This is a genomic window from Paraflavitalea speifideaquila (genome assembly GCF_032395985.1).
Lineage (GTDB): Bacteria > Bacteroidota > Bacteroidia > Chitinophagales > Chitinophagaceae > Paraflavitalea > Paraflavitalea speifideaquila.
In genome coordinates, this window is sequence record NZ_CP135920.1 from 7231822 (window position 1) to 7252500 (window position 20679).

Below are 20679 nucleotides of genomic sequence, written 5' to 3' on the forward strand. Positions count from 1 at the left end.
AATATCCGGGAAAACAGCTTTGAACCCTTGCTGTCTCTCGCTTAAAACAACAATCACTCAATTTGTAAACCTTTAAAAAGCCGCGTATGCCTAAAACCTTTTACAATATCCTGGTGCCGGTAGATTTCACTGGAAAAAACAAATGGGCTATATCCAAAGCCATAGAGCTGGCTAATACCTTTCATTGCAATATTCACCTGGTCCATGTGGTATCCAATAACCTGCTGCCATTATTGCCGATAGAAACCAGCTTGAACATGCCTGGCCATGCTGCTGAAATGAACAATGCCAGCAGAAAGCTGGAAGCTTTAAAAGACATATATCGCCAGCATATTTGTGGCGGGGGTAAAATTGAGATCAGTCTGCTGCAAGGCAATGCCAGTCAGCAGCTGTCTAAATACATTGAACAATACGAAATGGACCTGGTCGTAGTGGGACTGGCCAAATTCAACCTCATACACCGCATACTTTCTTCCGTATCCATCAGCAGGTTGGCCCGTAAAACCAATGTGCCAGTACTAGCTATCCGCTCCAGCGGACTGGTAAGCCATTTCAAAAGATCGTATTGCCATTGACCGGTGAGCTGCCCATGCACCGCATTAAACTCGCTACCATGTTGGCCCGTTCCTTTAAATCGACCGTTTACCTGGTATCCTTGCGCAACGATAACGATGGCAATGCGGCCGAAAACATCATGGATAAAGCCCTGGAAGTAGTGCAAAGCCTATCTACCATACCCGTTCAGTCCTTCCTGCTTGAAGGAAAGAACCTGGCCAAAAGCACCCTCGAATTCTCTAAACGGATCAATGCCGACCTGATCATGGCCAATCCTTTCAAAGAGTTTCACCTACCAGGCTGGTGGAGCAGGCTCACCAAAAGATCCTGTCCTATGGTTCAAATATTCCTGTTATTACCGTCGACCAAAAGAATGAATCGATTTCTGCATCATAAGTAGTTTTTTAGAGGTTTATTAGCCCATCCTGTTCAGGTTGGGCTTTTTTATTTTACCCCGGTCAGGAAAAGTAATGGGTTCAAAATACCCTGCTGACTATACATGCTTCTGGCCCCTGAAGAGGAACTTACCGGTCAACATTTCCAGGGAGAACTCCGCGCACTCTATGAGTTCACCATCCAGGTGCGCAGGTATCGGCTCGGTGGCACGGATCACTACCTGTTTTATCTTTTCCGTTTTCACAAATGGAAGGGTTATATGTTTGCCCTTTTCCACCTTGGGCAGGTAAAAAAGCCTTTTGAGAGGATGTATTTTCCGGATGATCACGAGGTCGAGCCAGCCATCATCCACAACCGATTGGGGTGCCACCATAAAACCACCTCCGTAACGTGAGCCATTGGCGATGCTGATCATAAAATAACGGTCTTTTTCTACCTGCCCATTGTATTCAATCTCCAGTACTTTTTCCCGGTAAAAGAAGATTTTCCTGATCACAGTGGCCAGATAGGCCAGGTGGCCGGCTATAAAGCGCTTCTTACCCATCGATTTTACCACTTCTCCATCGAAGCCTATTCCTACCCCATTCAGGAATAAACGGCCATTACAGCTGCCCGCATCCACCATTTTGGGCGAGGCTGCCAACACCCTTCGCACCTGCGCCTCAAAGGAAAGATTGCCATATAACTTCCAGCCGAAATCGTTTCCGGATCCACCCTTAAAAACTGACAAGGGAATGGATATATTTGGATACTGGTTGATGAAATGGTTCAAGGTACCATCGCCACCCAGGATAAAGACATCCGTAAAGCCAGTAAACTGGTCGGGCCATTGGTCCATAAAGACTGTACAGGGTATTTGCTGGCTTTCCAGCAGGTCCTGCATTTGCCGGGTAAGATGTGCTGAATAACCACTACCAGCCAAGGTATTGCAAACGATGGCAATGTTAAAAGAATGGATCATAAGGCGCGCTAATCAATGAATGTATTTAAAAGATAAGTTATTTTGATTTCACTGGCCCAACAACTTTAATATACCTACAAAATGATTGTTCCATGAAAAGAAGGGATTTTATAAAGAGCACCTCAATGGCAGCAGCAGGTATCACCATACTCAACTTCCCCGTATTTGGAAAGAATGCCCCCAGCAATAAAGTCGTGCTGGCTGTAATGGGTGTCAATAGCCGTGGCGCCTACCTGGCCGAATGCTTTTCCAAACTACCCAATGTAGAAATAGCCTACCTGTGTGATGTGGAAGAAAAAGCTATTCAGAATGGTTTAAAACCATTTGTCCAGGCCAGCAGAAAACCCACCGTGATAAAAGATATCCGGCAACTGGTACAGAAAACAGATTTCGATGCACTGGTAATAGCCGCGCCTGACCATTGGCATGCGCCTGCTTCGATACTAGGCGTATCACATGGTAAACATGTGTACGTGGAAAAACCCTGCGCCCATAACCCCTATGAAGGCGAATTGCTGGTGCAGGCTATGAATAAATACGGTAAACTGATTCAGATGGGCAACCAACGCCGCTCTTTCCCTACCCTCATCAATGCAGTGAAAGAAGTAAGAGAAGGTATCATCGGTAATGTGTATTTGGGAAAAGGTTGGTATGCTAATAACCGTAAATCCATTGGTCGGGGCAATAAAGTAGCCGTACCCATGACCCTTGATTTTGACCTGTGGCAGGGCCCTGCCCCACGCAGGGATTATATGGATAACCTGGTACATTATAACTGGCACTGGTTTTGGCATTGGGGTACTTCCGAAACTTGTAATAATGGTACCCATGAAATTGACTGCTGTCGTTGGTTCCTGGGTGTCGACTTCCCTACGAAAGTTACTTCTGCCGGTGGGCGTTATGCCTTTAATGACGATTGGGAAACGCCCGATACCCAGGTAGCTAGTTTTGAATTTGGCAGCAACAAAGCGATTACCTGGGAAAGCAGGAGCTGCAATGATTACCCGGTAGAAGGCGCCAGCAGGGGCTTTATCATTTACGGCGATAAAGGCACCTTGGTGAATTACGGAGCCGATACCTATAAAATATTCGACTACAATAAGAAACTGATCAAGGAAGTGAAATCAGATGCCAAAGCCGAATCCGGCAACCTGGTAAGTTCTACCGGCAACCTGGATTATTATCACTTCAATAATTTCATCAATAGCATTCGTGGAGAGGGAGAAACTCAACTCATCTGTGAATGAGGGGCATAAAAGTATATTGCTTTGCTTGTTGGCCAATATTGCCCAGCGTACAGGAAGAACCCTGCATACCGACCCTACGAATGGACATATACTCAAGGATAAGCAAGCCATGAAAATGTGGAAAAGGGAATACGAGAAAGGTTGGGAGCCTAAGCTATAAAGAAAAGACGGCATGTAGGCACTCGCTATCAGATCCTGAGGCAAAAGCCTGCATGTATAATACCCTCATATCCAAATCCGCACTCGATAAAAGTGCTGAACGTACCTCAATCCGGGCACCTATGGCTGTAACCTGGAATGCTAATGTAGTATAGGAAGGTCCGTCATTAATTCCCGTTTCATCAAATTGGACCACGCCTGCTGCCAGCCGGGAATAAACATCAACCTTGGGTTTATCTAAATAGTTATACTGGCCATTGGCCATAATAGCCGTTGTTAAATAAGACTTTTTAGCTGCCGGAGATATGAATTTAACATCAAGCTTCTGGTAGATACCGGTAACACCTATCCCCACCGGCGGGAAGGGAAATAACGATAGGATAGGCTATAAGTTGCTCTTCCTTTAACATCCTCCACTTTCTGATTGCCGATACCGGTAACAATAGTCTGTATACCAGTTGTCAATTCCTGTAGTGTTAATAGAGGAAACCCGAAAGATACCTGGTGTTTTTGCGTACGGGGTCCTGTGATTGAACATATAGGCTTTGCCCGATTAGCATGACCAGGAGAATGCAGGTTATGCAGCGAGAGTAAATATTTCCCATAAGTAAAGGTTTAGGTTTTGTTATCCTAATATAACAAACTTTGCCTTTAACAAATGTTAAAACCCGCTCATAGCCTTCATTACAACAATTCCAGTTTCAAGTTACGTTGAATAAGAAAGGGTACTTCCATTTGACAATTCTTATAATCCCCGTCACAATTCATCCGTAGGGAAAGATGGAGGGTATTGGACATATCCGCCCATTTTATTTTCCCATCCTTCCTGTTCATAATGGTATTGATGGTAAATTCTTCATTTCCGAAATGCACATTGTTTTACCTGCTGCTGCAGGTTGTACCATCTGAAAATTATTAAGTACGCCCGCAGTTACCGGCTTTTGCATATCCTCCAATAGGAAAGCAAGACAGGGTTCTATCGGTGGTAGGAATTTAGTACGCACTGTTGCTTCCCGTTGAGTTACACCGGTAATGTATCCCTTAATAGCCAGGCAATCCTCACCCAAAAGGATGGTTTTCCCATTGGCAAAATTACCTTTTGCTGTTTCCTTTTGATCAGGCTATCACCCACCTTCTCCAGAGTGGTGATGCGCGAGGCTGGGCTTACTGCTACAAAAAAGGTAATAAAATCGGTAATGGGTCCTGTCATGCCAGCCACCTCGATGCGGGGTATAGCAATTGCCCCCTGGGATGCAGGGAAATGCGATAAGGTTTTACAGCCAGGGCTTCCTCGTCCATATTCACTGTATCCTTAGGTGAATACAGCGTTTTTGACAAGCTTCTCACCTCATCCCAGGCAATACCCGCACTGTCTTTTACCACGGTACATTCCATGACCACTACCGAAGTTCCATTCCACTGATTATTATAAAACTGCTCTGCAGTCAACCGGTAATGGTATTTATCACCCACCTTGTAGATACGGGGAAATAACTTTCCGGCAAGGGGTTTATCCTGTGCCAGCATCATCAGGGTGGCTTGTAGGCATACAATCACTAAACAGGCTTTCAGGGCGCATACTTTTGTTTTCATAACAATGCTATTAAAAGGTTGTATATACATCTATTATTAGTTTATAAAGCGTGGGTCATCTTTTGTAAAACACCTATACCAGTCTGTAATTGAGATTGGGGAATGCCTTTCAATACTTTCATATATAGTTCGCCGGATATCCTAACTCCTGCTTTTTGCACCTCCTTTCCTTTGGCGGTGAGGTAAACGAGGTTCGAGCGGTTATCAGCAGCATCCGTTACCTGCCTGATCAGCTTGTTTTTCTTCATGTTCATCAATACCCGGGTAACGGTCGTTTTATCGCGGTTGAGCTGTTCGCTGATCTCTTTCTGGCTGATGCCATCCTTGTACCAGAGCACCACCAGAATAGAAAACTGTTCGGCAGTAACGTCAATATTGTGCGTTTTAAACTCCGCCGCCAACACCTGGCTGAACCTGTGGGAAAACTCCGCACACAAGAAGATAATATTCTGGTCTAGGCCTGATGGTTTCATATTGGTTGTATCTACAACTAAAGTAAACAGATTGCCATTGCATACAAAATCATTTTGCGGGGATTATACCGGCAATCGATCTCCTGGTCTTCCTACCGTATAATCAGCGTAAACAGTTGCTTTATATTGCGCTACTAAGGTCTGCAAACCAGTCGATTGCAGTAAGTTAACAATCCCTTATTGCATCATATAAAAAAATATAGTATCTTTGCACCTCATTCTCACTCTTAGCAGACTGGATTTTTTTTCCCCACACAGAAAACTCATCAAGTCATAGGTTGATGAGACAATCAGTTAACTCTCTCCTTCGTTTTCATCCGCGCAGCCGATAGTTAACAATTATTTATTAAAAACTATCAATTTGACATTTGATCAACTGAATCTTCAGGAGCCTTTATTAAAGGCGCTGAAGGAAACAGGTTATAGTACCCCTACTCCAATCCAGGAGCAGTCTATCCCTGTAGTATTACAACAAAAGACCTGTTGGGCTGTGCTCAGACAGGCACCGGCAAAACAGCCGCTTTTGCGATCCCTGTATTACAATTATTGCATAGCCAACAACCTGTACAAAGGGGCCCCCGTGCTATTAAAGCGTTGGTGCTTACCCCTACTCGCGAACTGGCTATCCAGATAGAAGAAAGTTTCAGGGCCTATGGTAAATATACCGGCCTCAACCAAATGGTTATTTTCGGTGGTGTATCACAAGGTAATCAGGTAAATACCTTGCGCAATGGTGTTGATATACTCATTGCCACACCTGGCCGCCTGCTTGACCTGATCAACCAGGGCTTTATTAACCTGCACCATTTACAGATCTTCGTATTGGACGAAGCAGACCGCATGCTGGATATGGGTTTCATTCATGACGTAAAAAGGATCATTACCCGTATTCCTGTTAAAAGACAAACTTTGTTCTTTTCCGCTACCATGCCCCGGAAATCGCCGGACTGGCCAATACGATCCTGAAACAGCCGGTAAAAGTAGAAGTGGCGCCTGTATCTTCTACCGCCGAAAGGATTGAACAACAGGTATATTTTACTGATAAGGACAATAAGCGCTCCCTGCTGATCCATGTGTTGGAGAATTCCAATATTGAACGTGCACTAGTTTTTGCCCGTACGAAATATGGCTCCGACAAGATTGCTAAAGCATTAACACGTGCTGGCATTAAAGCAGATGCTATTCATGGCGATAAGTCACAGAATGCGCGTCAGCATGCACTCAACAATTTCAAGAATGGTAAGATCCGTATCCTGGTAGCTACTGATATTGCAGCCAGAGGTATTGATGTTGACAATCTCACCCATGTGATCAACTATGAGTTGCCCAATGTACCGGAAACTTATGTGCACCGGATTGGCCGTACGGGTCGTGCCGGCGCCAGTGGTATCGCCATATCATTTTGCGATGGTGAAGAAAGGGCTTACCTGAAAGATATTCAAAAGCTCATCAGGCAATCCATCCCAGTAATAGAAGAACATCCTTATCATTCTACCAAAACCGTTATTAATCCACAACCAGCTATTCAAAAGAAATCGGCCGGTGGTGGCGGAAACAGGAATGGTAACAGTAAGTTCAAGAAGCGGTTCAACAACAACCATTCTTTCAACCGGTAACCACTAATCTTTACTCAAACAGTATTTCCTTCGGGGAAGATTGTTAGGATAAAACAAATGTGCGAATGCAACTATTACCCAATAGTCACATTCGCACATTGCTTTTATAGTACTTTTTACTTTCTTTTTTGGCAAAGGCTACACGGTAAAACTCATAGCCCTTCTCCGTATTATTTGGCATGTATTTACGGCGGTATTCAACAGCCCCTTTGTCTTCTAACAAGGCCCAGTTAAAATCATTGAGGTAGTCTCTCAATTCTTCCGGCCTGAATCAAAGGTCCACCGTTCCTCGATCTTTTCCAGGTCACTAAGCAACTTCTCTGCGCCATAAAAAGATGATGGATCATCTAGCACCAACCGGTTTATATAGGTGAATATAACATAAGAACCTCCGGCAAAGCGGCTCAAAAACCGGAATACATTCTCAATGGCCGAAGCTGTGAGGTAATTCGTAACCCCCTCCCAAATGATCACAGTAGGCTTTGTCAAATCTATTGGGTTCCAGGAAATCATATCATCCAGGCTTTCCTTATTAAAATCCAGCTGGTGGTAGATGACATTATCGGCCAGCCGGCTCAGGTTTGACCTCAATACACGCAATTTGTAGGAAGAGGTATTGGGATGGTCGATCTCTATAACCGGAATATCCCTTAAAAAGCCAAGCCGCAGCCCTCGTGTATCAAAACCAGCGCCCAGTATCATTACCTGCTCGGCCCCATTATTGACTGCGTATTGCAAAAGATCATCAATATACTTGGTGCGGGCTATGCCAGAAGAAAATGCACCCGGTATTTTACGGTGAATGATCTTTTGAATGAGGGTTCTGAAAAAGGTATCTTCGACAATTGCGTAGCCCTTTTTAGTCCCCTATCCAGGAAAGAAATAGCATAGGGATCATTGAACAACCGTGAGCCCTGGGGCCGGGCTGTTTCAAGTGCCCTGAATAAGGCCATGTATTGTGCTGTTCTGCTGGCTTTATCTTCCTTCATAATGTTGATGTGGTCCCAAAATGGCTGTTAAACTACACAACATTCTACGATTATGCAATGACATGCAAACTTATCCTGGTATCAACCATCAATAGCTTTGACCAATGTTTCGGCAAATGCCATAAGCTCCTGCCTGGTTTCGGGGTGGATCAACAATCCCTCCTCGTTTAACTTCGTGGTGATAGCGGGGATGGTAATTTGTCCACTGTTCTTTACACCCAGGGCTTGCAGCGTTAGTACTAAAGAAGCATGGGCCCTATCGCCTCCCCGGTATAAAGGGGAAGCGCTGATCGTAGCCACCGGCTTCTCATTCAATTCACCCGATGAAACTAACCAATCCAAAGCATTTTTGAGCACCCCGGGAACCCCAAAAGCATATTCCGGGGTACAGATAACCACCCCATCAGCCCCTGAATATGTGTCCGGAGCGCCTTTACCCTCAATAAGGGCCCCTCTTTATCAATATCAGGGTTAAAATGAGGTAAATCGCCAATACCCTCAAAGATGGTATAATCAACCTCCGCAGGCAGCAGACTACCCAATATTTTCAATAAGGTGGTATTGGCCGAGGTTGTCCGCAAACTACCAGAAATGGCGACTATCTTTTTCATAATGGTTAGTACGATATAAAGTTAAAACTCCATCCGTAAGCTTCGATAAAATCAGTTCGCCGGCGAATAGCCCTAAATACAGCATTACTTCTACAAAATAAAACCTGGTATGTTTGGTGTTTCCCAAAACATACCAGGTTTGTTTATTGAATAACTTACCGCTCTATAGATAACTGCTACTTCAACTCCTTGATCTTAATACTCCGGAAACTCACCGCATTGCCATGGTCTTGCAATAAGATACGGCCTTGTTTAGCTTCTCCGAAATTGGGCCATTTGCTGTATTTGCTGATGGCTACCAGGTCACGGAATGCCTGGGAACCACGTTCATATTCCAATACCTTTAACCCATTGAGGTAATGCTCTACATGGTTATTGGGATACACTACTACCCGGCCAGTATTCCATTGCCCCGGAGGACGTGTAAACCGGTCCTGCTTCTTAGCAGTGATAAGATCATACAAGGAAGACAAGGTACGGTTACCATCGCGGCCCATCCTGGCATCCGGATGTACTTTATCATCCAATACCTGGAACTCAATCCGATGGCAGAGCCAGGATTATTTTCTGTCAAAGTTACAAAGTACTTTACCCCGCTATTGGCACCGGTGGTGATCTTAAACTCAAAGGTCAGGTCAAAAGCACTGTATTCTTTGGTAGTTACGATGTCGCCTCCGTTGGTAGATTCGGCACCATTAGATCCCAACACACTCAGCGTACCATCCTTGATTTCCCAACCCTTTTCGGGAAGCCAGGTTTATAAGCGCCCTTCCACCCCTTGGAACTTACGCCATCAAACAGCAGTACGGTGCCCGATTTTTCTCTGCATCAGAGAGCGTATTGGGAATGGTATTCACCACATAAGTAGTCTTTAAATGGGGTGCAGGCACCAGTTTACTAGTTTTAATGCGTATATTTTTCCAATAGATCTTTTACCTGCCTGTTCGGGATTCTTGATACCATGCACCTGTAAGCCAATAAACCCAGTGGCATCCAAAGTATCTACCACATAGGCCGCTTCGATACCATTTACCCAGGTACGCAGATTATGACCAATACACTCAATACGTACTTTGTTGAACTGGCCATTCTTAAAGGCTGGTTGGGCCGCCGGGTTCAGTCCCAAAGGATACAACCAATCTCTTCTTGCTTCATCATAAATGCCGCCCGACCAGCGACGTGAGGAAGGATCAATTTCATACTGATAGCCATACACACGCCCCGTGCCATTATTACCTGCCGGATTAAGGTGGCTTCTGAACTGGATGCCCGAATTGGATGTGGTATCTTCCATCAGCACCTCCAACTCAAGGATAAAATCGCCATACTCTTTTTCTGTTACCAGAAAAGTATTGGGGGTATTCAGTGAGGTAACGCCGGTAATAGCACCATTCTCTATTCTATATTCTGCATTACCAGAGAGTTTCTTCCAACCATTGAGTGACTTACCATCGAACAAGCTCGTCCAACCAGTCTGCTGCTGTGCGTAAGCACCAGAAGCAAGCATTGTCATGGCAAAAATTAAAGGGAGTTTTTTCATATCGCAAAGTAATAATTAGGAAAAGTTATAGGCTGATTTCCATTGTTTCGTCACATGGGTATAAGCAGCCTCATTGGCCAGGTGTACTGATACGGCGGTAGTGGCACCCGTAATCACATTGGAAGTGGGCTGCTTTTTTTCAACAATACACTTGTGAAAATCCTGCACTGCATACCAGGTACCGTCTTTCATGGGTTCTTTGATAATGGGTATGCCACCATCTTTATTCCATTCTATTTTGGTAGCACTGCTTACACCATCTACCGTCTCCAGTTCTTTCTTGACAGCTGCTTCGGGGTAAAAGATGCCTTCGTTTACCAGGAGGGCTACTGTGCCCTTGGTACCTTTTAGTTTGAATATATATCCTTCACGGGCATTGCCACAGGTAGAACCAAAATTACCGATCATGTTCTCCTTATTGTACCGGAGCACTACTTGCACATTGTCGTACGCCTCTCTTCCATCTTTATAAAAATCAATGCCCCCTACGCCCATTACTTCATCAGGATGTGTATTAAAGGCCCAGTTGATAAAATCAATCTGGTGGGATAATAATTCGGCTACCAGGCCACCTGAATAGGCCTTGTACATCCGCCAGTTTACCTGCCTGTCCGTATATCCTGCTGGAACAGGCCTCCGCCAATTCCAGTTACGATCCCAGCGGCAGTCAATATGCGTTATCTTACCGAGATAACCTTTTTCGATCATTTCTTTCACCTTAAAATACAGAGGCACATACCGGTACTGATGCCCTACCTGCAATACCTGGTTGGGGTGCTGCTTTACCTGCTGCACCAATTTTATGGCTTGCGGAATATCGTAGGTCATCGTCTTTTCCAGGAATACATGTTTGCCGGCCTTCAATGCATCAGAGGCAATGGGAAAATGCATGTTAAGCGGCGTAGCAATGATCACTGCCTGGATCGTTTTATCTTCCAGTAGTTTGCGATACTCCTTATATTCCTTGGGTGCAGAGTCAGTCGCTATTTTACGGGCATGCTCCAATCTAAAGTCCAATAAGTCACAAATGGCTGCTATATTAAAAAGCTCCGGTAATCCACGCATGATAGACATAATACCCGTACCCCGGTCGCCACATCCAATTACACCTATGTTTATTTTCTCTGTGTATTGGGTGCTAACAGCCTGCAACAACTGGTTATGCAGGAGAAACCCTCCTGTAAGTAAGCCAGCCTGTTGTATAAATTTTCTTCTACTCATGTTAAAAGGACTCGATTTTCAATAATCTATGTTCAATTGTCAATGTTCAGTAATGAACTGATAGAACCTGCTGGTAGCCGTATCGGCTATTTTCCCCTGCTTATCCCGGTAAATGAAATAAGCTGCCATTTCCTTCCTGTTCTCAACAAAGTCGATGGCTTTCTGCAATCCCATTACCATGAATGCATTATCATAAGCATCTGCTGTTATGGCATCGGGGGCGTAAACAGTTACACTGATCAGCTCACTTTGGGATGAATATCCTGTTCTCGGATCAATGATATGCGATATTTTTTTACCGGCACTTTCATAGAACTTACGGTAACTGCCCGAAGTGGTAATGGCACCACTATCAATGGAGATGATCTTTTGCAATAAAGACAGTTGGAATTCATCTTCACCAGGCGCTTCAATGCCAATCTTCATTTTCTCATTGCCGGGTTGACGATGCCCCCTGATCCTGATCTCCCCTCCGATCTCAATGATATAATTATTAATAGGTTGCTTGTCCAAAAGGCTGCCACTACATCCACGCTATAGCCTTGTGCAATGCCATTGACATCAATTTTAACGCAGGGCTTTGATTTACTAAAGCCTGCTGCCATTCACGGATAAAAACCGGGAATCTACACATTGTTTTAAAGAACGTATGGTGGCCGAGTCGGGCAATTGATCCATCTTTTTGGGACCAAAACCCCAGGCTTGCACCAATGGTTGGACGGTAATATCGAAGATTCCCTCTGTTTGCTGGTAAGTTTCTATGGATTTCCTGACCACCTTGGTCATATGATCGTCCATAGTAATGGAAGCTTCGGCCTGGTTGAAGCGGCTGATGAGGGAGTAAGACTTATAGATGGAGAGGGAGCTGTCAATGACAGCGAGGAGGCTATCTACCTGACTTTTTAACCAGGCTATCCGTGGCATAATAGGTTACCTGGTAAGTAGTACCTTGTGCAAATCCTGATATACGATAAGCCCTTATGGGTTCTGCACGATAAACAACAGCACCACACAACAAAAGGGGTAGGAAAATAAGCAGGTTCCTCATCCGGACAAATATAAATAAAGCCCGGTTGCAGAATGAGGAAACCCGCTTAAATTTATGCAAACGATTCCGCGATTGCCTTACTATTGAGCATAATCCGGACGCCCATTTTTCCAGGCGACGGGATAACGTGCGCAGGGGGTATTAATGGCCCCATCTACGGCCGATGGATAACAATCAGGCGTTCCATAGATACCATAAGGATCAAAGAAATACCAGCGTTTGTCACCCGGGTCACGGTGAGCGTAGAAAATGTGCAGGTGATTGGCAGCCTGGCCTCCCGGACCGGTGCTACCAGCCCATCCAATCACATCGCCAGCCTGCACATTTTTGCCGACCAAATCACTACTTAGCTTCTGTGAATTGGTTCCCCACCATCCCACGTCGGGATTCCTGTCTGATACTTTCAGAGGGCAGCCCGTATTCTTCAAATGATTTTCATATTTAACCCTGGTAGGATCATTTGGCGCTTGGGATAAGGTAGGTTGACTCTTACTCCAGGCCACCGAGCAGTCATTGTCGGCCCCATTCCTGACGTGCATATAAATGGTGCGGTAAGCATCTTTTTCACCTCCTACATTGTGGCTAATGATGATGGTATTGCCCGACCATTCGTCGTATCCGGCAAACACTACTTTCCCCGCTGCTGCTGCAACGAGCTGAAATGTCTTACCATCTTTCCTGGAATAGTCCATGGCATGGTGCCAGGCGCCGGCAGAATACAACCAGCCATTCTTCGACATATCTGATGCCTTTTCTTTGAATGGCAGCGTAAGGAATCTATCCTTGGCATCATAAAGGACAGAGTTGCGTACATAAAAATCATTGCCCAATTTCAGGTTGGGCCAGCGATAGTAAACCCTGGCGCTGGAGGAAGGATTGGCCGGGCAGGTGCCGGGCTCCCCTTCACAATGTTGTGAAGTGGCATAGATGCCATAGTCATAGCTATCGCGTCCAGCAGTAGCTGGGTTATCAGCCATCAGGACCTGGTTCATACAGCCTCCCGGACAATCACCATCGTAGGTTTCCAGGTCAACCAACTGCAGGTTGGAGGTATTATACTCCGCCCATTTGGAAACAAAGCTTTGCCAGTCGGTTCCATGCCAAAGAGCATAACCATCAGTACCTTGGCGCCACACGCCTAAAAAAATACGTTTGCCTCCTTCTACATAAGACTCCATATCAATTAAACGCAAGTTCTCTTTGGCCCTGTCTTCCCAGTACTTGGTAAACTGGTTCCAGTCCATTCCATAAGGAGACAATACATATCCATCGTTGCCGGGGTTGAAGACGCCCAGAAAATACCGTTTGCCTCCTTCTGTATACGTCTCTATATCTGTAAGCCGGAGATTCTTACTATAGTCCCTCCAAAACTTATTGAATTCTCCCCAGTCGAGGCCTGTGGGTGTAAGGGCATATCCTCCTGTTCCCTGCCTGAATACACCGAGGAAGTACCTCTTGCCCCCTCTGTATAGGTTTCAATGTCTATAAGACGGAGAGTTTTACTGTAGTCGCTCCAAAACTTGTTGAAAGCTGCCCAGTCAAGGCCCGTAGGGGTCAGGGCATAACCATCGCTGCCGCCTTCCCATACACCGGAGAAGTATCGCTTTCCACCTGTTTCATAAGTTTCAATGTCAATAAGTCGAAGGTTTTGTTTGGCCAGTTCACTCCATTTTTATTGAAGTCTGCCCAGGATACACCTGCCCATAAATACGTACTGCCATTCCCCTTGCGCCATACCCCGGAATAAAGGTCCTGCGCAGTGGCATACAAGCCCGACAGTAATAATAATAGTAACGGATAAACAACTTTACACTTCATAGTTGATATTTTTAAGGTTATGGTAAAACAGTATCACTAGCTACTATCAGAAGTGTGAGGGAAGTATCAGGAAGAGCACGAACAAGGATTCAAACAGTCTATTGAATATAATAACCTAAAGTAAATACAAGTTATCAGCTTAGACGTAATCAGGCGAGTGAACGGAAACCGGATGAGTAAACGGCAAGAAATGTGAATATTATTTATTGAATAAGGCATTGATCACGGCGTCCTTTTACGGCGCGATACTTCAAGAGTTGTATAATCCTGTAATATCAGGGTGGAGTTGGCTTTTGAAAACTTCACGGCATATTTAAGGTTAACCAGGTAAGATTTATGGATGCGCAGGAATCCCTGCCCGGCAAGCATGTCTTCATATTCTTTCAATGTTTTTGCACTCACCAGTTTCCTGCCCTTGGTAAGGTGAAAATGAGTATAGTTATCATTACCTGCACAATACATGATCTCTTCCGGCAGCAGAAAATAGTTGCCATCAAGGGTGGCAATGATCAATTTAAAATCCTGCTGTGCCGGATTACTCATATTATTGACAACCTGTTGCAATTGCTCTTTTTCGATCAGGTGCCGGGGGCGGCTTTTCAATTTGTTCACGGCCTCCTTCAGTTCATCAGCATCAACCGGTTTTAAGAGATAGTCCAGGGCGCTGCATTTGATGGCGCGGATAGCATATTGATCATAAGCCGTAGTAAAAATGATCTCAAAATCAATATGGTTAAGTTCCTGCAACAGGTCAAAAGCATTCATTCTGGGCATTTCAATGTCCAGGAACACCAGGTCGGGCTGGTGTGCGCCAACAGCCGCAATGGCCGCCAAAGCATCCGCACAAATGGCTACCACCACTACTTCCGGACAATGGATCCGCAGCATGGCTTCCAGCGATTCGCGGCAATGTTTTTCGTCATCAACAATAATGGCTTTCATGATCAAACCATTTTATTCTGAATATAATTGAGTGTAATAAGTACACGTGTACCACACCCCTGTTGGTTTTCATCATAGAGATCCTCCACTTCAATGTTTGTGTTCACATCATAAGTGGTATTCACGATATCAAGCCTTTCACCGGTTATTTTCATACCATGGCTTTTTCTTTTTCAGGGCCGACCTGCTGCGCATGTCGGCAGAGGCCTGCCGTCCTACCCCATTGTCTTCCACTTTTATGCTAAGGAGTTCATTAACATGTTTGATTTCCAATAATAATATACCACCAGGTCGTTCACGGTAAAGCAGCCCATGCCAGATGGCATTTTCTACATAAGGTTGTATGATCAGGGGAGGAATGACTACCTGTGCGGGATCGATGGTTGGATCCAGCAGCAAGCGGTATTCAAATACATGATCAAACCGTATGGATTCCAATTGTATATACAGGTCCAGCGCGCTCAGTTCATTTTCCAGGCTAACCCATTCGCTGCGGGAGTTATCCAGGATCATCCGCATGAGCCGGGAGAACTTGGTCAGGTAGCCGGAAGCATTCTGGGGGTCGTTCTTTAGGATAAAATTATTAATGGAATTCAGGCTATTAAAGATGAAATGGGGATTCATTTGCGCGCGGAGCATATTCATTTTAACACGGGCAATCTGGCGTTCAAAATCCCTTTGCGTGGCGGCCTTATTTCGTAAGGTTTTTATGCGCTGCCGAACAAAATAATACACAATGGCAACAATGGCCGATAAGATCAGCGCCAGGAACCAACCTGTTTGCCAAAAGGCAGCATGTACAGTAAATGGCCAGGCAGCCATATTGCTCCATTGATTTGATCCAGCCGCAGCCCTTACTTGTAGTGTGTATTCACCGGCTGGTATATTTCTTAAGGTGAGCTGCCTGGTGTTTCCCAGTTTTATCCAATTGCTATCTTGTCCCAATAGCCTGTATTCATACAATACGGCCGCCGGGTTATTGTAATGAATGCCGGTGAACAAGAATTCCAGCGAGTTTTGTTTGGGGGCAAGCTCGACGGGCGTTTTCGCATCATTTTGTAACAATTGGTTTTTGCGATTTACATCCTGCAATACCGTTACTTTCTCTATGTAAAGTACAGGTGCAGAAATTGTTTTAGCATATATGACTGGATCGAACGACAATAAACCAGAAGAGGTAGCCATCCAGATCATTCCTTTGTTATCCTGGATCATATCTACTCCCTGGTAATCACCTTTCAGTAAAGCACGGTCTATGTTTTTGGATACTATTTTAATATCATTGCCCAATTGTTCTATGCGATTAATCCCATTATAAGCTACTGCCCATAGAATATTTTCTTTATCAACCAGTAATTTCAGGAATATATCAGAAGAGAGGCCGTCATTAGTTGTAAGTTGCTTCTCCATAATGAGACTATCGCCCACAAATCGGCACAATAGAAGGCCATTACCTTGCGTAGCAATCCATACTTTTTGTTCGCGGTTCATTTGCATGTCTGCAATGGCGAAGGATTGTTCTTTCTGTAAGGAGATCAGCTCAAGGTAATTGTCTTTGATGGTGGCCAATCCCCAGGTACTGCCTACATAGATCTTTCCTCCCGGGCTTTCGATCAGGCTACGAATGATGGGATTATCACTGACTTCCTGTTTATACGTGTATTGGGTAAATTGGAGCGAATCGTTCTTGCCTTTTATTATATGCGTCACGTTCTTATCGCCGGTAGTCCAGAGATCGCCCTTTTACCAGGGTACAAACGCAAAAGGTTTTGTCGCCATATCCCCCATCCTTATAGAAGTATTGTAGTTTGTTGTTGCTTTGTCGAACCAATCCTTCGTAGCCACTGCCAAACCACCGATCCCCATCAGGCATTTCACAGATGCTCTTCAATTCGGCATGAGGGAAAAGCGTTTGGGCGTTGGGATAGGCCATTTCAAAATGGTCATTTACCTTTTGAATAATCTTCCCCGGTTGCCTCCGGCCAGGAGGCCGCCATCTTTAATTGATAAATACTGTAAAGCTCATTAAAGCCCTCAGGCTTATCCTGGAGATGGCTTTTAAATATCTCCGGTTGAGCATACAAGATACCTTCGTGGGTAGCGATCCAGAAATTGCCATCTTTATCCTGGGTAAATACAGAGCCCCATTCCCGGTGATCAAAAGGAATAATGACAACCGGTCTGAATTTTTTGATTTGATGTCTACCTCATAGATCGCTTCGGAATTGTAATAATACCAGTTATTGCCTTCGCGGTGCAGGTCCATGCCCGTGATGTAGGGAATGGGTAGCGCTTTCCATTCATTTCCTTTCTTATAATTAACGCCACTGAAATTGCCACAGATCAGTACTTCTCCTTCATCAGTACATACGATGCCATTCAGCAGATCGGCGGCATGACTCATTCCCCATATTTTATGAAGAGATTCTTGTTCAGATTCATAGACATTGTAAAAGTTGCCTACAAGTAGTTTACCATTCTTTTGAAGGGCCATGTGCTTAACACGCCGGTCGTCACCCAGCGTTCTCCAAACAGGCAATATGCGGGGGGCGAGGGCGACGGTATCCTGGTGTATGGCCTGGCGGATAGCGGCCGTGTCAAGCCAGGCCGGTCCTGTGCCCGTACCCACCCAAAGCCCCTGGGGGACGGCCAGGAGACTATAAACCGGTAAATTGTCTCCACTGATTACGGGAATGATCTCCTTATTATCATAATAGAAAAGGCCGGTTACGCTCCCAATCCAGAGGATGTGGCGGGCAGTATCCTCAAGAAAGCAGAAAACCCGGCCAATCCTTTTATTGCGGGCAAACAGATAATTTGAAATGGCATAGCCATCATAGCGGCTAAGCCCGGCTGTATGACCAATCCAAAGTAAATGACGATTGTCGAGGTGAAGGGAAAGTATTTCGGACGAAGGGAGTCCGTTCCGGGCCGAGAGTTCCGTAAACCGGTAATTGACAGGAGAGGTCGTATTAAAGGATGTTGCGCTATTACCTGCAGGCAATACAGGGGCACCAGGAGTAGGCAAAACAGGCGGCATGTGCTGGCGCTTGACAAGTAGGCTGTTTAGTGTTTGGTAATCACTAAAATTAAGTAATCGGTCTGGTAAAACCGGGCCTATTGAGGCAGGGGGCCGGAATGAGGGAACGGAAGAGGTGATTGATTGGGGTATGGGCAAAAAAAAGCCCCGTAGTAAACTACGAGGCTCAATAAATATGGCAGCTACCTACTCTCCCGCATTGTTGTGCAGTACCATCGGCCATGAGGGGCTTAACTACTCTGTTCGGTATGGGAAGAGGTGAACACCCTCGGTATAACCACCATAAGAAGTTAATACCGGATATTATCCAGTCAATAAGATTACATATTGGGAAGTTGTAAATGAGAGCAACAGAACAAACAATTAAAATATTAACATTGAAATTGATTAAAAAAATTAAAGCGTACGGGCAATTAGTACTACTCGACTTTACTGTTACCAGTTTTACATCTGTAGCCTATCAACGTAGTAGTCTCCTACGACCCTTAAAAGAATACTCATCTTGTGGAAGGTTTCACGCTTAGATGCTTTCAGCGTTTATCCTGGCCGGACGTAGCTACTCTGCATTGCACCTGGCGGCACAACAGATACACCAGCGGTCCGTACGACCCGGTCCTCTCGTACTAAGGTCATGTCCACGCAATATTCTAACGCCCATCACAGATAGGGACCGAACTGTCTTGCGACGTTCTGAACCCAGTTCACGTGCCACTTTAATCGGCGAACAGCCGAACCCTTGGGACCTTCTCCAGCCCCAGGATGTGACGAACCGACATCGAGGTGCCAAACCTCCCCGTCGATATGAGCTCTTGGGGAGATCAGCCTGTTATCCCCGGAGTACCTTTTATCCTTTGAGCGATGGCCCTTCCATACAGAACCACCGGATCACTTTAGCCGGCTTTCGCCCCTGCTCGACTTGTCTGTCTCACAGTCAAGCTCCCTTATACTAATGCGCTCTGCGTACGATTACCAACCGTACTGAGGGAACCTTTGCAAGCCTCCGTTACTTTTTAGGAGGCGACCACCCCAGTCAAACTACCCACCATGCACTGTTTCCCGGTAGGGATTAGACTCTAAGCAAACAAAGGTTGGTATTTCAACGACCGCTCCACGGCACCTGGCGGCACCGCTTCAAAGCGTCCCAACTATTCTACACATTGTTTGCTCAAAATCAATGCAAAGTTGTAGTGAAGGTTCACGGGGTCTTTCCGTCCCGTGACGGGTAACCGGCATCTTCACCGATACTACAATTTCGCCGGGCTCGCGGAGGAGACAGCGTTCAACTCATTAGACCATTCGTGCAGGTCGGAACTTACCCGACAAGGAATTTCGCTACCTTAGGACCGTTATAGTTACGGCCGCCGTTTACTGGGGCTTCAGTCAGGAGCTTTGGCTTGCGCCGAACACCCTTCCTTAACCTTCCAGCACCGGGCAGGTATCAGGCTCTATACGTCATCTTACGATTTTGCAGGGCCCTGTGTTTTTGTTAAACAGTTGGTTGAACCATTTTACTGAGACCACCCAGAAGGTGGTATGCTTTATCCCGAAGTTACAGCATCAATTTGCCTAGTTCCTTCTCCGCGGCTCACCCGAGCACCTTAGGCTATTCGCCTCGACTACCTGTGTCGGTTTGCGGTACGGGCCGCTTTAGCCACACCTTAGAGGTTTTTCTCGGAGGTTTGATTAGGATCACTATCAGCGCTGCCGAAGCTTTGCTGTACTATCAGGTTCGCCATCTCTTCCGGATTTACCTGGAAAAGATATAACTACACCCTTTAACGGGAACATCCGTTGCCCCGCGGATCTTTCACTACCTCGTCACCCCATCGGAACTAAAGCAGGTACTGGAATATTAACCAGTTTTCCATCAGCTGCGCCTTTCGGCTTTGCCTAAGGACCCGACTAACCCTGATCCGATTAACGTTGATCAGGAACCCTTAGTCTTACGGTGAAGTAGTTTTTCACTACTTTTATCGCTACTTATGCCTACATTTTCTTTTGACAACGCTCCAGCACACGTCGCCGTGCACCTTCGATGCAGATGTCAATGCTCCCCTACCACTCAACATTGCTGTTGAATTTAGAGCTTCGGTGGTATGTTTGATGCCCGATTATTTTCCGTGCAGGATCTCTCGACCAGTGAGCTGTTACGCACTCTTTAAATGAATGGCTGCTTCCAAGCCAACATCCTGGCTGTTATAGAAATCCCACCTCGTTTGATCAACTTAACATACGCTTAGGGACCTTAGCTGCTAATCTGGGTTATTTCCCTCTCGGCCACGGATCTTAGCACCCGCAGCCTCACTCCCGGAGAAATTTGCTAGCATTCGGAGTTTGTCAGGGTTTGGTAGGCGGTGAAGCCCCTAGCCCAATCAGTAGCTCTACCTCTAGCAAACATCTATATCCGAGGCTGTTCCTAAAAACATTTCGGGGAGAACGAGCTATCTCTCAGTTTGATTGGCCTTTCACC

At 45.5% G+C, this 20679-nt stretch carries 27 protein-coding genes, 2 rRNA genes and 2 pseudogenes (1 of these 31 only partly in view); 6 read left to right on the forward strand and 25 right to left on the reverse strand.

The genetic code is table 11. The features are described from left to right. The first annotated feature begins 86 nt into the window (after positions 1–86). Positions 87–575: a universal stress protein gene (locus RS881_RS49665; protein WP_315817603.1), complete on the forward strand. Its 489-nt coding sequence runs from the start codon at positions 87–89 to the stop codon at positions 573–575. After that, a complete protein-coding gene (locus RS881_RS49670) occupies positions 566–955 on the forward strand; it encodes a hypothetical protein (protein WP_315817604.1) in 390 nt (129 codons plus the stop codon). The genes RS881_RS49665 and RS881_RS49670 overlap by 10 nt, the downstream gene beginning before the upstream one ends. A gap of 93 nt (positions 956–1048) precedes the next feature. Here RS881_RS49670 and RS881_RS49675 read toward each other — a convergent pair whose 3' ends face one another. After that, positions 1049–1912, reverse strand: a complete 864-nt coding sequence (locus RS881_RS49675) for a diacylglycerol/lipid kinase family protein (protein WP_315817605.1) — start codon at positions 1910–1912, stop codon at positions 1049–1051. Positions 1913–2004: 92 nt separating this feature from the next. On the opposite strand from RS881_RS49675, the gene RS881_RS49680 reads away from it, so the two are divergent. Further along, positions 2005–3159, forward strand: coding sequence for a Gfo/Idh/MocA family protein (locus RS881_RS49680; protein WP_315817606.1), 1155 nt, complete (start codon positions 2005–2007; stop codon positions 3157–3159). Then, positions 3152–3319 carry a hypothetical protein gene (locus RS881_RS49685; protein WP_315817607.1) on the forward strand — a complete coding sequence of 56 codons (168 nt, stop codon included), beginning with the start codon at positions 3152–3154 and terminating at the stop codon, positions 3317–3319. Before RS881_RS49680 ends, RS881_RS49685 begins: the two co-directional genes overlap by 8 nt. Here RS881_RS49685 and RS881_RS49690 read toward each other — a convergent pair. The 4 genes from RS881_RS49690 to RS881_RS49705 all read right to left on the reverse strand — a co-directional run bounded on the left by RS881_RS49690 (position 3314) and on the right by RS881_RS49705 (position 5384). Continuing rightward, positions 3314–3673 carry a hypothetical protein gene (locus RS881_RS49690; RefSeq protein ID WP_315817608.1) on the reverse strand — a complete coding sequence of 120 codons (360 nt, stop codon included), beginning with the start codon at positions 3671–3673 and terminating at the stop codon, positions 3314–3316. The two genes, RS881_RS49685 and RS881_RS49690, sit on opposite strands and share 6 nt — an antisense overlap. Before the next feature lie 329 nt (positions 3674–4002). Beyond that, positions 4003–4191, reverse strand: a complete 189-nt coding sequence (locus RS881_RS49695) for a hypothetical protein (protein ID WP_315817609.1) — start codon at positions 4189–4191, stop codon at positions 4003–4005. 333 nt (positions 4192–4524) lie between these two features. Then, positions 4525–4911 (reverse strand): hypothetical protein, encoded by a 387-nt coding sequence (locus tag RS881_RS49700; RefSeq protein ID WP_315817610.1) that lies wholly within the window; start codon positions 4909–4911, stop codon positions 4525–4527. A 41-nt stretch (positions 4912–4952) separates the two neighbouring features. After that, on the reverse strand, positions 4953–5384 hold the full coding sequence (locus RS881_RS49705; protein ID WP_315817611.1) for a MarR family winged helix-turn-helix transcriptional regulator: 432 nt from the start codon (positions 5382–5384) through the stop codon (positions 4953–4955). Positions 5385–5867: 483 nt separating this feature from the next. Here RS881_RS49705 and RS881_RS49710 point away from each other — a divergent pair, with 483 nt between their 5' ends. Both RS881_RS49710 and RS881_RS49715 read left to right on the forward strand, forming a co-directional pair. Next, positions 5868–6350 carry a DEAD/DEAH box helicase gene (locus RS881_RS49710; protein ID WP_315817612.1) on the forward strand — a complete coding sequence of 161 codons (483 nt, stop codon included), beginning with the start codon at positions 5868–5870 and terminating at the stop codon, positions 6348–6350. Between the two features lie 20 nt (positions 6351–6370). Continuing rightward, positions 6371–7000, forward strand: a complete 630-nt coding sequence (locus RS881_RS49715; protein WP_315817613.1) for a helicase-related protein — start codon at positions 6371–6373, stop codon at positions 6998–7000. 85 nt (positions 7001–7085) lie between these two features. On the opposite strand, the gene RS881_RS49720 is transcribed toward RS881_RS49715, so the two are convergent. The 20 genes and pseudogenes from RS881_RS49720 to RS881_RS49810 all read right to left on the reverse strand — a co-directional run. After that, entirely contained in the window at positions 7086–7256 is a 171-nt protein-coding gene (locus RS881_RS49720; protein ID WP_315817614.1) for a hypothetical protein, read from the reverse strand. Beyond that, positions 7253–7846 (reverse strand): class I SAM-dependent methyltransferase, encoded by a 594-nt coding sequence (locus tag RS881_RS49725; protein WP_315824869.1) that lies wholly within the window; start codon positions 7844–7846, stop codon positions 7253–7255. The genes RS881_RS49720 and RS881_RS49725 overlap by 4 nt, the downstream gene beginning before the upstream one ends. Then, on the reverse strand, positions 7765–7989 hold the full coding sequence (locus RS881_RS49730) for a hypothetical protein (protein ID WP_315817615.1): 225 nt from the start codon (positions 7987–7989) through the stop codon (positions 7765–7767). Before RS881_RS49730 ends, RS881_RS49725 begins: the two co-directional genes overlap by 82 nt. A gap of 81 nt (positions 7990–8070) precedes the next feature. Next, complete coding sequence (locus RS881_RS62110) at positions 8071–8388, reverse strand: NADPH-dependent FMN reductase (protein ID WP_315817616.1); 318 nt, start codon at positions 8386–8388, stop codon at positions 8071–8073. Then, positions 8319–8600: an NADPH-dependent FMN reductase gene (locus tag RS881_RS62115; RefSeq protein WP_315825041.1), complete on the reverse strand. Its 282-nt coding sequence runs from the start codon at positions 8598–8600 to the stop codon at positions 8319–8321. Before RS881_RS62115 ends, RS881_RS62110 begins: the two co-directional genes overlap by 70 nt. A gap of 176 nt (positions 8601–8776) precedes the next feature. Further along, a complete protein-coding gene (locus RS881_RS49745; protein ID WP_315817617.1) occupies positions 8777–9127 on the reverse strand; it encodes a 3-keto-disaccharide hydrolase in 351 nt (116 codons plus the stop codon). Between the two features lie 92 nt (positions 9128–9219). Then, positions 9220–9309: pseudogene (locus RS881_RS49750) on the reverse strand (hypothetical protein); the annotation flags it as partial. A 162-nt stretch (positions 9310–9471) separates the two neighbouring features. Continuing rightward, positions 9472–10140 carry a 3-keto-disaccharide hydrolase gene (locus RS881_RS49755; protein WP_315817618.1) on the reverse strand — a complete coding sequence of 223 codons (669 nt, stop codon included), beginning with the start codon at positions 10138–10140 and terminating at the stop codon, positions 9472–9474. A gap of 15 nt (positions 10141–10155) precedes the next feature. After that, positions 10156–11361 carry a Gfo/Idh/MocA family protein gene (locus RS881_RS49760; RefSeq protein WP_315817619.1) on the reverse strand — a complete coding sequence of 402 codons (1206 nt, stop codon included), beginning with the start codon at positions 11359–11361 and terminating at the stop codon, positions 10156–10158. A 39-nt stretch (positions 11362–11400) separates the two neighbouring features. Next, positions 11401–12285 (reverse strand): annotated as a pseudogene (locus RS881_RS49765) (FAD:protein FMN transferase). A 204-nt stretch (positions 12286–12489) separates the two neighbouring features. Then, complete coding sequence (locus RS881_RS49770) at positions 12490–13668, reverse strand: peptidoglycan DD-metalloendopeptidase family protein (RefSeq protein WP_315817620.1); 1179 nt, start codon at positions 13666–13668, stop codon at positions 12490–12492. A gap of 68 nt (positions 13669–13736) precedes the next feature. Then, positions 13737–14069, reverse strand: a complete 333-nt coding sequence (locus tag RS881_RS61065) for a hypothetical protein (protein WP_350340340.1) — start codon at positions 14067–14069, stop codon at positions 13737–13739. Further along, positions 13964–14227 (reverse strand): hypothetical protein, encoded by a 264-nt coding sequence (locus RS881_RS49775; protein WP_315817621.1) that lies wholly within the window; start codon positions 14225–14227, stop codon positions 13964–13966. The genes RS881_RS61065 and RS881_RS49775 overlap by 106 nt, the downstream gene beginning before the upstream one ends. 222 nt (positions 14228–14449) lie before the next feature. Continuing rightward, positions 14450–15169 carry a LytR/AlgR family response regulator transcription factor gene (locus RS881_RS49780; protein ID WP_315817622.1) on the reverse strand — a complete coding sequence of 240 codons (720 nt, stop codon included), beginning with the start codon at positions 15167–15169 and terminating at the stop codon, positions 14450–14452. A 2-nt stretch (positions 15170–15171) separates the two neighbouring features. Further along, positions 15172–15324: a hypothetical protein gene (locus RS881_RS49785; RefSeq protein ID WP_315817623.1), complete on the reverse strand. Its 153-nt coding sequence runs from the start codon at positions 15322–15324 to the stop codon at positions 15172–15174. Then, positions 15308–16879 carry a sensor histidine kinase gene (locus RS881_RS49790; protein ID WP_315817624.1) on the reverse strand — a complete coding sequence of 524 codons (1572 nt, stop codon included), beginning with the start codon at positions 16877–16879 and terminating at the stop codon, positions 15308–15310. Before RS881_RS49790 ends, RS881_RS49785 begins: the two co-directional genes overlap by 17 nt. Before the next feature lie 4 nt (positions 16880–16883). Further along, complete coding sequence (locus RS881_RS49795) at positions 16884–17102, reverse strand: hypothetical protein (protein WP_315817625.1); 219 nt, start codon at positions 17100–17102, stop codon at positions 16884–16886. A 66-nt stretch (positions 17103–17168) separates the two neighbouring features. Further along, positions 17169–18209: a ligand-binding sensor domain-containing protein gene (locus RS881_RS49800; RefSeq protein ID WP_315817626.1), complete on the reverse strand. Its 1041-nt coding sequence runs from the start codon at positions 18207–18209 to the stop codon at positions 17169–17171. Positions 18210–18382: 173 nt separating this feature from the next. Beyond that, a 5S ribosomal RNA gene (gene rrf / locus RS881_RS49805) occupies positions 18383–18494 on the reverse strand. Positions 18495–18602: 108 nt separating this feature from the next. Further along, a 23S ribosomal RNA gene (locus RS881_RS49810) occupies positions 18603–20679 on the reverse strand (it continues 800 nt past the right edge of the window).

Excerpts from the sequence above, each read along its gene's own strand:
- RS881_RS49665 (WP_315817603.1), top strand. The coding sequence starts at position 87 with ATGCCTAAAACCTTTTACAATATCCTGGTGCCGGTAGATTTCACTGGA.
- RS881_RS49675 (WP_315817605.1), bottom strand. The coding sequence starts at position 1,912 with ATGATCCATTCTTTTAACATTGCCATCGTTTGCAATACCTTGGCTGGT.
- RS881_RS49680 (WP_315817606.1), top strand. The coding sequence starts at position 2,005 with ATGAAAAGAAGGGATTTTATAAAGAGCACCTCAATGGCAGCAGCAGGT.
- RS881_RS49700 (WP_315817610.1), bottom strand. The coding sequence starts at position 4,911 with ATGAAAACAAAAGTATGCGCCCTGAAAGCCTGTTTAGTGATTGTATGC.
- RS881_RS49705 (WP_315817611.1), bottom strand. The coding sequence starts at position 5,384 with ATGAAACCATCAGGCCTAGACCAGAATATTATCTTCTTGTGTGCGGAG.
- RS881_RS49730 (WP_315817615.1), bottom strand. The coding sequence starts at position 7,989 with ATGAAGGAAGATAAAGCCAGCAGAACAGCACAATACATGGCCTTATTC.
- RS881_RS62115 (WP_315825041.1), bottom strand. The coding sequence starts at position 8,600 with ATGAAAAAGATAGTCGCCATTTCTGGTAGTTTGCGGACAACCTCGGCC.
- RS881_RS49755 (WP_315817618.1), bottom strand. The coding sequence starts at position 10,140 with ATGAAAAAACTCCCTTTAATTTTTGCCATGACAATGCTTGCTTCTGGT.
- RS881_RS49760 (WP_315817619.1), bottom strand. The coding sequence starts at position 11,361 with ATGAGTAGAAGAAAATTTATACAACAGGCTGGCTTACTTACAGGAGGG.
- RS881_RS49775 (WP_315817621.1), bottom strand. The coding sequence starts at position 14,227 with ATGAAGTGTAAAGTTGTTTATCCGTTACTATTATTATTACTGTCGGGC.
- RS881_RS49780 (WP_315817622.1), bottom strand. The coding sequence starts at position 15,169 with ATGAAAGCCATTATTGTTGATGACGAAAAACATTGCCGCGAATCGCTG.
- RS881_RS49785 (WP_315817623.1), bottom strand. The coding sequence starts at position 15,324 with ATGAAAATAACCGGTGAAAGGCTTGATATCGTGAATACCACTTATGAT.
- RS881_RS49795 (WP_315817625.1), bottom strand. The coding sequence starts at position 17,102 with ATGGCCTATCCCAACGCCCAAACGCTTTTCCCTCATGCCGAATTGAAG.
- RS881_RS49800 (WP_315817626.1), bottom strand. The coding sequence starts at position 18,209 with ATGCCGCCTGTTTTGCCTACTCCTGGTGCCCCTGTATTGCCTGCAGGT.